Consider the following 12536-nt stretch of genomic DNA (forward strand, 5'->3'; position numbering starts at 1 on the left):
GGGCACCCCCAAATCGGTGTTGGGCTGACGTTGGAGAGAGGCGCTCGGACCAGTCCCTCGTACGCCGTTGTGCCGAAGGTCACCTGCTGCGCATGAACGCGTACGCGTCGTCGGCGTCCACGACCCGCTTGCCCAGCGGCATCAGCGAGACCGGGATCAGCTTGAAGTTGGCGATGCCCAGCGGGATCCCGATGATCGTGATGCACTGCGCGATGCCGGTGACGATGTGGCCGAGCGCCAGCCACCACCCGGCGAGGATCAGCCACAGGACGTTGCCGATCCCCGCCATCGCACCCGAGGCCGGTTCGTCCACCAGACGCCGGCCGAACGGCCACAGCGCGAAGTTCGCCATCCGGAACGAGGCGATCGCGAACGGGATGCCGATGACGGTGATCGCCAGCAGGATCCCGGCGACGGCGTATCCGAGGGCCATCCACAGGCCCCCGAACACCAGCCAGATGACGTTCAGCAGTAGGCGCATGCCCCCACCGTGCCAGTTCCCGGCGCGGAGCGAATCAGGGGAACCCCGGGATCACAGCGCCTCGGCGATCTCCGCGGGCAGCTCCGGCACCTCGGACAGCGGCGTGCAGTCCTCCGACTTGCGCTTCTCGCTGGAGCTGACCTTGGCGCAGATCGTCAGCTGCTCAGGCGTGATGGCCTCGTCGAATTCCCGGTGCATCAGCGCGTAGTAGGGCTCGCCCGGTTCCAGGTTCTGCACGCCGCCTCGGCTGCCGGTGAGCTTCCCCGGGCGTTCGAGGACGTCGGAGGCGTCCAGGAACACGACGTCCTTCCAGTTCTTGCTGGTCCGGCCGCAGTCCGGTCCGAGGAGCCGAGCGGGGCATTCCTTCACCGCTTCGTCCGCCGAGTTGTCGGTGAAGGTGGGTTGCCGCCACTTGCTCGCCTCCACCGGGCGGTCTTCGAAACCGTTGCGGACTTCCAGCAGGACCGCGATGTGGTGCTTGCCGAGCGGGGAGCCCTTTCCGCTGAGCTCCGGTTTGACGACGTAGCCGACGACCTGCGAAGTCATGAGGTACTTGCCCCCGTTGCTCTCGGACCGGAGCACGTTGCCGGTGGGGGACAGGCTGCTGCCGCACCCCGCCAGCAGCGTCGTCGCGGCCAGCACTGCGGCGATGGTCGTTGGGACCCGGCGCATGGAAACCTCCAAGATCACGTTCGTGCGACCTGGGACGCCGGTTTGGCCGGTTTGGTTCCATGTGTCTTTTTTGCCGCTAAACCAGGAGTTCGCCGCGGAGGGTGGTGACCGCCTGGCCGCGGAGGCCGACTCGGTCGCCGCGCAGCGCCATCCGGACCACGCCGCCGCGAGCCGAGGCCTGCTCGCCGACGAAGGTCGTCTCGCGCGGGTCGCGGTGGAGCCTCGCCGCCCACCACGTGGCCAGCGTGCAGTGCGCGGAACCGGTCACCGGGTCCTCGGCGATGCCGACCTGCGGGGAGAACACGCGGCTGACGAAGTCGACGCCCGGACGGTCGCCGGGAGCCGTGATGATCACACCGCGGGACGGAACGGTGGCCAGCGCCGCGAGATCCGGTCGCACAGCGCGGACCTCGGCCGCCGACGCGGCAAGCACGAGCACCTTGGTGGCGGCCTGCGCCGCGGCCTCGACGGTGACGCCGGGAAGCCCGGCGGCGAGCGCGTCGGGCGGCTCCACCGGCTCGGCCCGGTCGGCGGGGAAGTCCAGCTCGATCCAGCCGTCCGCCAGTGCGGTGCAGGTCAGAACGCCGCTGCGGGTGTCGAACCGCTGGTCGCCGCCGAGCACGTGCGCGGCCGCCAGCGTCCCGTGGCCGCACAGCGGAACCTCGGTGGTGGGCGTGAACCAGCGCAGCGGCTTCGGCTCGTCCGCCGGGCCGCCGACCACGACGAACGCGGTCTCGGAGTGCCGGAGCTCAGCGGCGACGGACTGCATCCACGCCGCATCGGCGGGGGAGTCCAACAGCACGACCCCGGCGGGATTCCCGGCGAAGGCGGAGTCGGCAAAGGCATCCACGACGAACACGCGCACCCCGGAACCCTACGTCGACCCTGGTCACCAACGCCCCGCGTGTCGGGGTCCCGACGCGCGGGGCGTTGGGACGAGTTCAACGGAAATCGGATCTTCGGTTTCCGTCGCACGGGCGCGCCGTACCCGCGTTCGGGGGTGGTCCGGTGGCCGAGCGCGGGACAAGATTGGTGATCCGTCTCACGTGTTCGTCGGGGAGGTAGTCGACGTGGATGCCGTCCAGCTGAGCTACGACTCGGGCGTTTCGGACGTGCCGCTGCTGGGGGAGACGATCGGGGCGAACCTCGACCGGCTCGCCGCGCGGTTCCCCGAGCGCGATGCCCTCGTGGAGTGCGCGACCGGCCGGCGCTGGACCTACCGGGAGTTCGTCGCCGACGTGGACGCGCTGGCGACCGGGCTGCTCGACGCCGGCATCGGCAAGGGCGACCGGGTCGGGATCTGGGCGCCGAACCGCTCGGAGTGGACGCTGGTCCAGTACGCGACCGCGAAGATCGGCGCGATCCTGGTCAACATCAACCCCGCCTACCGGGCGCACGAGCTGGAGTACGTGCTCAACCAGGCCGGGATCCGGATGCTGGTCTCGGCGAAGTCGTTCAAGACATCCGACTACGTGGATCTCGTCGAGCAGGTGCGGCCGAAGTGCGCCGACCTGGAGCAGGTGGTGTTCCTGGGCGATCCGGAGTGGGAGCGCCTGGCCGGGGCCAGCGCGGACGCGCAGCGGCTGGCCGCGATCGAGCTCTCCGCCGACGACCCGATCAACATCCAGTACACCTCGGGCACCACCGGTTTTCCCAAGGGCGCGACGCTGTCGCACCACAACATCCTGAACAACGGGTTCTTCGTCGGAGAGCTCTGCGGCTACACCGAGGTGGACCGGGTGGCGATCGTGCCGCCGTTCTACCACTGCTTCGGCATGGTGATGGGCAACCTGGCCTGCACCAGCCACGGTGCGGCGATGGTGATCCCGGCGGAGGGCTTCGACCCGGTCGCGGCGCTGTCCGCGGTGGCCGCCGAGCGGTGCACGTCGCTGTACGGGGTGCCGACGATGTTCATCGCCGAGCTGGAGCACCCGCGCTTCGCCGAGTTCGACCTGTCCTCGCTGCGCACCGGGATCATGGCGGGCTCGCCGTGCCCGGTGGAGGTGATGAAGCAGGTCATCGACCGGATGGGGATGCGGGAGGTGTCGATCTGCTACGGCATGACCGAGACCTCGCCGGTGTCCACGCAGACCCGCGCCGACGACTCGCTGGAGCGCCGGGTGTCCACGGTGGGGCGCGTCGGCCCGCACCTGGAGGTCAAGGTCGTCGACCCGGCCACCGGGCTGACCGTGCCGCGCGGCACGCCGGGTGAGCTGTGCACCCGCGGCTACTCGGTGATGCTGGGCTACTGGGAGCAGCCGGACCGGACGGCCGAGGTGATCGACGCGGCCCGCTGGATGCACACCGGCGACCTGGCGGTGATGGACGCCGACGGCTACGTCAGCATCACCGGCCGGATCAAGGACATGGTGATCCGCGGCGGCGAGAACATCTACCCGCGCGAGATCGAGGAGTTCCTCTACACCCACCCCGACGTGGTGGACGCGCAGGTCATCGGGGTTCCGGACGCGCGCTACGGCGAGGAGCTGATGGCCTGGGTGCGGCTGCGCGAGGGCGCGGAGCCGCTGACGGCCGAGGCGCTGCGGGAGTTCTGCACCGGCAAGCTGGCGCACTACAAGATCCCGCGCTACGTGCACCTGGTGGACGAGTTCCCGATGACGGTCACCGGCAAGATCCGCAAGGTGGAGATGCGCGAGCTCGCCAAGAACCTCCTCGACCAGGGCTGACGCAACTTCAATTGAAGTTGGATGTCCAATTTCAATTGAAGTTGCGCGCCGTCGGTGTGTCGGGACCCGACACACCGACGCGCGTCGGGATCGGCGCGATTTCAATGGAAATCTCACGTGCGATTTCCATTGAAATTGCGTGCCGTCAGCGGAGTTTGGCGAGTTCGGCAGCGTCCTCCTCGCCGAACTGGTCCTCCAGGCGTTCCGGGGAGGCGTCGACGTCGATCTGGCTCAGCGGCATGCCGCGCGCGCTGGAGATCGCGCCGAGGCGGCGGGTCGCGCGGTCCGTGGCGTAGGCGGTGAGCTCGTCCTTGTCGAGTTCGAACGGCAGGACCTCGGGCGCGTCGTCCGGGCGCCACTGGACCTGGGCGACGGCGTGCGGCAGCACCCGGGCCATCTGGTCCTCCACCACCTCCCAGTTGCGCTCGTCGGCCGCGACGTGGCGGCGGCAGGTGAAGGTGCCCCACGCCATGTGGCGGCGCTCGTCGTCGCCGATGTGCCGGACGACCTGCTGCATGCCGGGCAGGATGCCGCGGCTGACGCAGATCTTGTGCCAGGCGTAGTAGCCGGTCAGCGCGAGGGTTCCCTCGACGATGTGGTTGTAGGTGACCGACGCGCGCACCTGGTTCTCCGGGCTGGGGTCGGCGTGCAGCGCGTGCAGCGATTCCGGCAGCAGCTTGTAGAAGATCTCCCGGTAACCCGGGTTCTGCTCGACGTACCAGTGCAGGTCGTCGGTGAGGCCGACGGCGTCCATCCACAGCCGGAAGACCTGGGTGTGCTTGGCCTCCTCGAAGACGAACTGGGTGAGGTACATCTCGTCGCCGAAGCGTCCCTCGGCGGCCATCGCGGCCATGAACGGCTGGAGGTCCTGGGTGACGGCTTCCTCGCCGGCGATGAACTGCGCGCACAGGCCGGCCACGCTGCGCTGCTCGTCCTCATCGAGCCGCTGCCAGTCCTCGGCGTCCTGGGTGAAGTCGATGTCGGCGGGGTTCCAGAACTTCGCGTTGCCCTTGCTGAACAGCCGCAACGGCAGGGAGTCCCAGTTCAGACCGCTGGCTCGCAGGGAGTGGAAACCTTCGCGGTGGTGCGCGGACGTGCTCGTCATTGAACGACTCCAGCTCGCCGAGATGTGAGAAAGATTACGAATCGATTTTCGGTACTGGGTAGTTCCGCGTCAAGGGCGTGGCTGTCGCTCCGTAGGGTGGTTCGCGTGGCAGCTCAGCGCACCGGACCGATCGTCGGCTTCGACCTGGACATGACCCTGATCGACCCGCGCCCCGGCATGGTCCGCGCGATCGAGGAGCTCAACCGCGAGTTCGGCCTGAGCATCGACGGCGAGCACTTCGCGTCGAACCTCGGCCCGCCGCTGTACGACTCGATGCGCGGCTACGGCTTCGACGACGCCATGGCGCAGCGGCTGGTCCGCCACTTCCGGACCGTCTACCCGACGGTCGTGGTCGGGGCGACGACGGCGCTGCCGGGCGCGGCCGAGGCGCTGGCTGCGGTCCGCGAGCTGGGCGGCCGGACGATGGTGATCACCGGCAAGTACCAGCCGAACGCGGAACTGCACCTCAAGGCCCTCGGCTGGGAGGTGGACCGGCTGGCCGGGGACGTCTTCGCCGCCGCGAAGGGAGACGTGCTGCGCGAGGAGGGCGCGAGCTGCTACGTCGGCGACCACCTCGGTGACATCGTCGGCGCGCGGGCTGCGGGCGCCACCGCCGTCGCGGTCGCCACCGGGCCCTTCGACGTCGATCAGCTGGCCGACGCCGACGTCGTGCTGCGCGACCTCACCGAGTTCCCGGCCTGGCTCGCGCAGCGCTTCTGATCAGCGGCGGCGGTTGCGCAGGACGGTCGCGACGACGCCGTAGATGAAGCCCGCCGGGCACAGCAGTGTCGCCAGGTTCAGCCAAACGGGTAGGTTCTCGTAACCGACGGCGAACAGCGCGAAGATCGCGATGATGGCCAGCAGACCCAGCGCGAACATGGCGATCGAGACCGGGAGGATTGCGGACCTGCGCACGGAAGCTGCCATGTCCAGCAGCGTATTCAGGCACTGCGCCGGGTGCCGCAGCGACCCTTGCTCGATAAGGCCGGGTCTTCCCAGGCCGGTACGCGGTACGCTTGAATGACGCGTCCCGGCACGTCCCATTGCGAAGCGTAGTCGGGGCGCTTTCGTCGTGCCGGGGCTGTTCGGCTCCGCGCGACGGACGGAGACGCAACGACGGAGGCCTGCGAGCGGGCCAGTGCATCGACAGGGAACGGTGAGGACAGTGCCGACCGGCAGGGTCAAGTGGTTCGACGCGGACAAGGGCTTCGGCTTCCTGACCCAGGACGGTGGGGAGGACGTCTACGTGCGCGCCTCCGCACTGCCCTCCGACGTGGATGCGCTCAAGACCGGCCAGCGCGTCGACTTCGACATGGCGCAGGGCCGTCGCGGTCCGCAGGCGCTGAAGGTGAAGCTGCTGGACCCGCTGCCCTCGGTCGCCGAGGCGCGCCGACGTCCCGCCGACGAGCTGCACGGCATGGTCGAGGACATGATCAAGCTGCTGGAGCTGAAGGTGCAGCCGGACCTGCGCCGCGGCCGCTACCCGGACCGCAAGACCGCCAAGCGCATCGGTGAGGTCGTGCGCGCGGTCGCCCGCGAGCTGGACCCGGGCAGCTGACGAGAAGCACCGGAGGCCGGGCGGACCGCGTGGTGCGCCCGGCTTTTCTATGCCTTTCGACAGGGGTGGTCGTGGCCGGTCGGTCGATCCGCCGAGGGTGCCCGGATCCATAGCGTTTCCAGTCGTGAAAGCCATGATCATCGCACTCGCGGCGGCCATCGGGCTGGCCGCGACGCCGTCCGCGCAGGCCGATCCTGCCATCGACGACTACCTGACCAACGCGCTGGAAACCACCGGGCTGCCGGGGTTCTCGGTCGTGGTGACCAAGGACGACCAGGTGGTCCACGCCGCCGGTTACGGCCACGACTCCGAAGGTCGGCCGATGACCGCGGACACCCCGATGCGGGTGGCCTCGGTCAGCAAGTCGTTCACCGCGATGGCGGTCATGACGCTGGTGGACTCGGGCCGGATCGCGCTGGACCGACCGGTCGCCGAGCAGCTGCCCGGCTTCTCGATGGCCGATCCGCGCGCGGCGCAGGTCACCGTCCGGCAGCTGCTGAACCAGACCTCCGGATTCTCCGACACCACCATCGACATCAACTCGCTGGAAGAGGCCGGTTCGCTGGCCGACTACACCGCGCGCCTGAGCACCGGGTCGCTGGCCGCCGACCCGGGGACGCACTGGGAGTACTGCAACGTCAACTACGACCTCGCGGGCCGGCTGGTCGAGGTCGTCAGCGGTCAGCCGTTCGGCGACTACCTCCGCGAGCACGTGTTCGGCCCGCTCGGGATGCGCACCAGCGCGAGCCGCGTCGACGAAGTGCGTCCCGCTGACGGCTACGTCTCGCTGTTCGGCGCGTGGATTCCCCGTGCCGAGATGCCGGGCTTCCACGACGACAGCGGTGGTGGCGGCGTCATCACCACCGCCGCGGACATGGGCAAGTGGCTGATCTCGCAGAACGGCGCGGGTCAGCAGCTCGTCAGCCCGGAGAGCCTGCGGCTCATGCACAGCCCGTCGGCGGTGAACGACTACGGCATGGGCTGGGGAGTCGAGCGGCCCGAGGGCGGCCCGGAGATGCTGATGCACGCGGGCAACCTGTTCACCTACAACGTTTTGCAGGCGATCGTGCCGGAGACCGGCTACGGCTTCGCCGTGATGACCAACGGTGCTTCCCTGCACGAGAGCACCTACGACATCCTCATGGGCCTGGTCGCGCTGAGCGAGGGCAAGACGCCTCCAGAGGTGAGCAGCGGCAGGCAGCAGAACGAGCTGGTGCTGGGAGCGATTTCGCTGGTGGCGGTCGGGTTGGGCGTGCTCGGCGCGGTGCGATCCCGCCGGTGGGCGGCCAAGCACGCCGGGCGTTCCGGTCGGCGGATCGCCCTGCGCGTGGCGCCGTTGCTGATCCCGCTCGCCATCTTCGTCGCCTACCCGGACCTGGTCTCGTTCATCACCAACGGCCGCACCGTCACCTGGTCCCAGATGACGTACTTCCCGCTGCCGCTGACCGTCACGCTGCTGATCGCCGCGCTGGCCGGGGTGAGCACGGTGGCGTTCCGGTTGGTGCGGCTGCGCTCCGCGCGAGCTGCGATCTCGGTTCGGGGAGACGGCGGGCGAGTCGCAGATGCGCTCTAAGGTCGGCCAGGTGAGGAATGCCGCGGTGCTGCTGGTCATCGTCGGGGCGTGCGTGGCGAACTCGTTCGACCTCGACGTGGTTCCGCTGTGGCGGCAGGTGGTGTTCGTGGTGCTGGCCGTGGCGGGTTACCTGCACGGCCGGCACCTCCCGGTGCGGCACGGCTGGGCCGTGTTCGCGCTGGCCGCGGTGCCGGGAGTGGTCGACCTGGCCATCTACGCCGGGCGCGGGGTCGGCACCTTGGTGCTGCTGGCGGTGTTCGTGGGGCTGCCGTGGCTGGCCGGCCGGTTCCGCCGCCAGCAGGCCGAGCTGATCGAGTCCGGGCGCAAGCGCGTCGCGCAGATGGAGCGGGAGCAGGAGTTCATCGCCGAGCGCGCCCGCCTGCGCGAGCGCGCCCGGATCGCCTCGGACATGCACGACTCGCTCGGCAACGACCTGGCGCTGATCGCGCTGCGCGCCGGATCGCTGGAACTCGCGGCCGACACGACCGAGGCCAACCGGCAGGCGGCGGCCGAGCTGCGGGCAACCGCGGTGCAGGCCACCGACCGCCTGCGGCAGACGATCGGGATGCTGCGCGAGAAGACGTCGGAAACCCTGTCCCCGCCGGACGAACCGGTGGAGGCGCTGGTCGACCGGGCGCGCGGTGCGGGGATGGACGTGGCGCTGCGCCGCGGGGGCGAACCGCTCGGCGTTCCATCCACAGTGGATCGTGCTGCTTATCGGGTGGTGCAGGAGGCGCTGACCAACGCCGCCCGGTACGCGCGGGGCTCCCAGGTCGTGGTCCGGGTCGACCGCGAGCCGGAGGAGCTGGTGGTCGTCGTGCACAACACCGCCGTCGACGCCGCGCCGATGGTCTCGGGGAGCGGTACCGGGCTGTTGGCGCTGGCCGAGCGAGTCGGGCTGCTCGGCGGCACGTTCCGCGCGGAACGGGGGGAGGAGGGGTTCACGGTGACCGCGCGGCTGCCCTGTCCGGCAGAATCAGCGGGTCCGCTGAAGGAGGAGGAGTTGTGAGTGACTTCGTGCCAACCGCAGCACACCTCAACCGCAGCTCAGGGGACCGTGACGCAACTCAGCCACGAGAAACCCCGAAACGCGAGGCAGGCGCCGAACGCGACGGCCTGTGTGAATCGCGGAGAGCAGTCCGCGTGCTGCTGGCCGATGACGAGGCGATGATCCGCGCCGGTGTCCGCTCGATCCTGGCCACCGACCCGGAGATCGAGGTGGTCGCCGAAGCCGCGGACGGGCGTCAGGCCGTCGAGCTGGCCGCCCAGCACCAGCCGGACGTGGCGCTGCTGGACATCCGGATGCCGGTGCTCGACGGCTTGGCCGCCGCCGCGGAGTTGGCGCGGTCGCAGCCGGAGGTGGCGGTCGTGGTGCTCACGACCTTCGACGAGGACGAGTTCGTGGCGCGGGCGCTCGGCGACGGCGCCCGCGGGTTCCTGCTCAAAGCCGCCGACCCGCGCGAGCTGATCATCGGTGTCCGTGCGGTCGCCGACGGCGCGGCGTACCTGTCACCGCGGATCGCGCACCGGGTGATCGCCGAGGTCAACGGCGGTGCGCTGTCCCGGCGCGCTGCTGCCCGGGAGCGGGTGGCGGCGCTGACGCCGCGCGAGCGCGAGGTGCTGGGCCTGGTCGGTTCTGGGTTGTCGAACCAGGACATCGCGGGGCGGCTGTTCCTGGCCGAGGGCACGGTCAAGGCGCACGTCAGGGCGATCTTGCAGCGCCTGGGCGCGAACAACCGCGTCCAGGCCGCGATCACCGCTTACGAGGCCGGTCTGGTCGGGGACTGAGCAGGGCTCACTGCTGCTGGACGTTGAGCACCCAGCTGCCGCCGATGCCGAAGTCCACGCCGCCGTCGACGCCTTCGGTCAGCACCGCCGAGAACTGCTGGACCTCGACGTGCTCCAGGCGCGTGCCGTCCGGCGGCAGCTGGAGCGTGTAGGCGTGCCGCTCGTCCGGGGCGAAGACCGGGCTGCGCCCGTCCAGCTCCTCGCCGTTGGCCCCGCGGTAGAGGAACACCACCTGCCAGGGCGTTTCGGCGACCTTGCCGGGCACCGAGATCTGCAGCGGAGCGCGCTCCGGAACCCGCAGGTCGCCGACCGCGTCGGGTGAAGTCGTGCAGTTCTCCCCGGTCGGGTCGCAGTACTGCGCGGGCGCGACCTCCACCGACCTCCCGTGGGAGTAGAAGGTGACCTGCGGTTCGCTCGGCGCGGCGCAGCCGGCGACGAGCGCCACGCCCGCCACCGCCAGCAGCGGCTTCAGTCCACGATGCACGGTTCGAGCCTACAAGCCCGTTCCCGGGCCATCGTGCGTGGCAGCACGGGCGGCCCTCGCCGGACTTGTGCCGTTCGGGCGTTTCGGCTTCCTTCCGCTGGTGGGCTGTCGTGAGTGCTTTGGGGTGCTCTGGCGCCTCAAAGCGCTCACGGTCGCTGACCAGCGGAAACGTCTACACGGCACACGGGCTGCATCACGACCTGGCGGCTGCCCGCTCGGTGGCTGTTGCCGCCTTGCGCCTCAGCTGTGGCACCAGGGTTCCGCCCCGACCTGCGGTGATCGTCTGCGCCAGCAGCAGGGCGAGCAGCGCGGACACCACGGTGAAGCCGATCCAGTAGACGGGTGGCAGCAGGACGCCCAGCGCGCCGCCGAAGACCCAGCTGAGCTGCAAGATCGTCTCGGATTTGCCGAACGCCGATGCCCGCGACTCCTCCGGCATGTCGTGCTGAATCACCGCGTCGAGGCAGACCTTGGCCAGCGCGCTCGCCGTCGCCGCGATCAGGCCGACCACCACGGCCAGCGGCAACCCGGCCAGCACCGCGGCGCAGACCGCCACCACCAACGCACTGCCCAGGCAGGCGTTGATCACCCGGTCCGGCTTGCCGAAGTGCATCTTCGAGCCCAGCGCGTTGCCGAGGAAGCTGCCGATCCCGGCCGCGCCGCCGACCATCCCGAGCTGCACCAGCTGCATGAACGGCTCGTGCTGGGTGCTCTGCTTGATCACGAACGCGGCGAACAGGGTCAGGAACCCGGTCAGCACCCGGATGCCGCCGTTGCCCCACAGCGCGACCACGACGTGCCCGCTCAGCGGCACCTTCTTCGGCTGCGGCCGACCACCGATCGACGCTGGCACCTCGCCCTCGGTGCTCTCCACCCAGCCCGGCATCCGCAGGCACAGCCACACGCCACCGGCGGCCATCGCCGCCATGAACCACAGCGCGCCCTCGGAACCGAGCAGGTACGCGAAGCCCGACGCGATCGCGCCGAAGATCCCACCCGCCGCCATGCCGAACGCGGTCAACCGGGAATTGGCCTTGGTCAGCGTGATCTGCGAGGGCAGCACGCGCGGTGTCATCGCAGCCTTCAGCACGCCGAAGGACTTCGACAGCACCATGCAGCCCAGCGCGGCCGGATACAGCAGCCAGCTGTCGAAGTTCAGCGCCATCACGGCGGCGAGCACCACGCGGACCGCGAAGGAAGCGGCCAGCGCGTACCGGCGCCCCTGCTGCAACCGGTCCAGCGCGGGCCCGATGACCGGCGCGATCACCGCGAACGGTGCGACCGTGATCAGCAGGTAGAGCGCGACCTTGTCCTTGCTCTCACCGGTCGCGGCGGAGAAGAACAGCGTGTTGGCCAGCGCGACGGCCATAGCGGCGTCCACCGCGTAGTTGCCCATCACGGCATAGGTGAACTTCGCGAGCCCGGACCGGTCGGCACCGTCGGCGTGCGCGAGCGAGAAGAACATCCGCATCGCCCGCTGCGTCAGATCGCGACTCCGCCAGGCGGCGACCCGGGTGACCGTCAGCTTCTTCGGCGGCGCGGTCCCACGAGGCTTCTCGACCTCGGGTTCCTCGTCGTGCTCCTGGGACGAGTGGTCCTCGGGCAGCGGAGGAAGCCGCCGAGACCGGCTGCGCGGCTGCTCGTAGTCGGGATCCTCCTCCCACGGATACCGCCTCGCGCCCCTCCCGGGGCGCTCCGCGCCGCCCCGGTCGGCCGCCTCGAACCGGTGCTCCGCCCGCTCCGCGTGCTCGCCCCGGCTCCGCCTGCGCTCACCGCGCTCCGCGCGTTCGCGCCGCGGCTCCGCGGCCTCCCGCTCCACGGGCTCCGCGCTGTCGCGCTCCGCACCCTCCGGGGGCGCGCCCCAGCGCGCAGCGCCTCCGCCGTCGGCGTAGGAGCCGCGCTTGCCGCGGTGCCCGGCGCCCCAGCCTGCGCGCGGGGAGTCCGAGCGCTGGTCATGGCGTCGCAAACCCATGCTCGTCATCCTGCCTCACCCCGCTCCGGTCTCCATCGGACTCGGCCGCTTTTCACCGGCCCCACGGATAAAGAGGAGCGAACCGGCCCCGCAGATACACCGCTAACCCGATCCAGCGACTGTTACGACCAAGATCTCCACCCGACAGGGTGATCAAGAAGCGATTCGGCGCTCTGAGATCCACCGCAGGACCGTCATGATCTCCGTTTCCGCTGT

Annotated in this window: 13 protein-coding genes; 6 read left to right on the forward strand and 7 right to left on the reverse strand. The window is 70.1% G+C overall.

Translation table 11 applies throughout. The features are described from left to right. Positions 1–79: 79 nt before the first annotated feature. The 3 genes from C4T78_RS35170 to C4T78_RS35180 form a co-directional block, all read right to left on the reverse strand. Positions 80–481 (reverse strand): YccF domain-containing protein, encoded by a 402-nt coding sequence (locus C4T78_RS35170; RefSeq protein ID WP_177247850.1) that lies wholly within the window; start codon positions 479–481, stop codon positions 80–82. Between the two features lie 51 nt (positions 482–532). Then, positions 533–1153, reverse strand: a complete 621-nt coding sequence (locus C4T78_RS35175) for a hypothetical protein (RefSeq protein ID WP_093358881.1) — start codon at positions 1151–1153, stop codon at positions 533–535. 76 nt (positions 1154–1229) lie between these two features. Further along, positions 1230–2018, reverse strand: a complete 789-nt coding sequence (locus C4T78_RS35180; RefSeq protein WP_093358879.1) for a PhzF family phenazine biosynthesis protein — start codon at positions 2016–2018, stop codon at positions 1230–1232. 205 nt (positions 2019–2223) lie between these two features. Here C4T78_RS35180 and C4T78_RS35185 point away from each other — a divergent pair, with 205 nt between their 5' ends. Beyond that, the gene (locus C4T78_RS35185) at positions 2224–3840 is read left to right on the forward strand and encodes an AMP-binding protein (RefSeq protein WP_177247849.1); all 1617 of its coding nucleotides are present in this window, start codon (positions 2224–2226) and stop codon (positions 3838–3840) included. A 145-nt stretch (positions 3841–3985) separates the two neighbouring features. On the opposite strand, the gene C4T78_RS35190 is transcribed toward C4T78_RS35185, so the two are convergent. Continuing rightward, positions 3986–4945 (reverse strand): R2-like ligand-binding oxidase, encoded by a 960-nt coding sequence (locus C4T78_RS35190; RefSeq protein ID WP_093358875.1) that lies wholly within the window; start codon positions 4943–4945, stop codon positions 3986–3988. A 105-nt stretch (positions 4946–5050) separates the two neighbouring features. Between C4T78_RS35190 and C4T78_RS35195 the strand changes: the two genes are divergently transcribed. Then, positions 5051–5665 (forward strand): HAD family hydrolase, encoded by a 615-nt coding sequence (locus tag C4T78_RS35195; RefSeq protein WP_219915377.1) that lies wholly within the window; start codon positions 5051–5053, stop codon positions 5663–5665. Here C4T78_RS35195 and C4T78_RS35200 read toward each other — a convergent pair whose 3' ends face one another. Then, positions 5666–5872 carry a hypothetical protein gene (locus C4T78_RS35200; RefSeq protein WP_093358873.1) on the reverse strand — a complete coding sequence of 69 codons (207 nt, stop codon included), beginning with the start codon at positions 5870–5872 and terminating at the stop codon, positions 5666–5668. A 238-nt stretch (positions 5873–6110) separates the two neighbouring features. Between C4T78_RS35200 and C4T78_RS35205 the strand changes: the two genes are divergently transcribed. From C4T78_RS35205 to C4T78_RS35220, 4 genes are all read left to right on the forward strand, one after another. Then, entirely contained in the window at positions 6111–6503 is a 393-nt protein-coding gene (locus C4T78_RS35205; protein WP_093358871.1) for a cold-shock protein, read from the forward strand. Positions 6504–6636: 133 nt separating this feature from the next. Further along, the gene (locus C4T78_RS35210; protein ID WP_093358869.1) at positions 6637–8076 is read left to right on the forward strand and encodes a serine hydrolase domain-containing protein; all 1440 of its coding nucleotides are present in this window, start codon (positions 6637–6639) and stop codon (positions 8074–8076) included. 10 nt (positions 8077–8086) lie between these two features. Continuing rightward, positions 8087–9085, forward strand: coding sequence for a sensor histidine kinase (locus C4T78_RS35215; protein ID WP_093358867.1), 999 nt, complete (start codon positions 8087–8089; stop codon positions 9083–9085). Between the two features lie 134 nt (positions 9086–9219). Then, positions 9220–9864, forward strand: coding sequence for a response regulator (locus tag C4T78_RS35220; protein WP_309599300.1), 645 nt, complete (start codon positions 9220–9222; stop codon positions 9862–9864). Positions 9865–9871: 7 nt separating this feature from the next. Here C4T78_RS35220 and C4T78_RS35225 read toward each other — a convergent pair whose 3' ends face one another. After that, the gene (locus C4T78_RS35225; RefSeq protein WP_093158263.1) at positions 9872–10348 is read right to left on the reverse strand and encodes a DUF2771 family protein; all 477 of its coding nucleotides are present in this window, start codon (positions 10346–10348) and stop codon (positions 9872–9874) included. A gap of 193 nt (positions 10349–10541) precedes the next feature. Then, positions 10542–12320 carry an MFS transporter gene (locus tag C4T78_RS35230; protein WP_093358865.1) on the reverse strand — a complete coding sequence of 593 codons (1779 nt, stop codon included), beginning with the start codon at positions 12318–12320 and terminating at the stop codon, positions 10542–10544. Positions 12321–12536 lie beyond the last annotated feature (216 nt).

The organism is Saccharopolyspora kobensis (genome assembly GCF_900108315.1).
GTDB lineage: Bacteria > Actinomycetota > Actinomycetes > Mycobacteriales > Pseudonocardiaceae > Saccharopolyspora > Saccharopolyspora kobensis.

Excerpts from the sequence above, each read along its gene's own strand:
- C4T78_RS35170 (WP_177247850.1), bottom strand. The coding sequence starts at position 481 with ATGCGCCTACTGCTGAACGTCATCTGGCTGGTGTTCGGGGGCCTGTGG.
- C4T78_RS35175 (WP_093358881.1), bottom strand. The coding sequence starts at position 1,153 with ATGCGCCGGGTCCCAACGACCATCGCCGCAGTGCTGGCCGCGACGACG.
- C4T78_RS35190 (WP_093358875.1), bottom strand. The coding sequence starts at position 4,945 with ATGACGAGCACGTCCGCGCACCACCGCGAAGGTTTCCACTCCCTGCGA.
- C4T78_RS35200 (WP_093358873.1), bottom strand. The coding sequence starts at position 5,872 with ATGGCAGCTTCCGTGCGCAGGTCCGCAATCCTCCCGGTCTCGATCGCC.
- C4T78_RS35210 (WP_093358869.1), top strand. The coding sequence starts at position 6,637 with ATGATCATCGCACTCGCGGCGGCCATCGGGCTGGCCGCGACGCCGTCC.
- C4T78_RS35230 (WP_093358865.1), bottom strand. The coding sequence starts at position 12,320 with ATGGGTTTGCGACGCCATGACCAGCGCTCGGACTCCCCGCGCGCAGGC.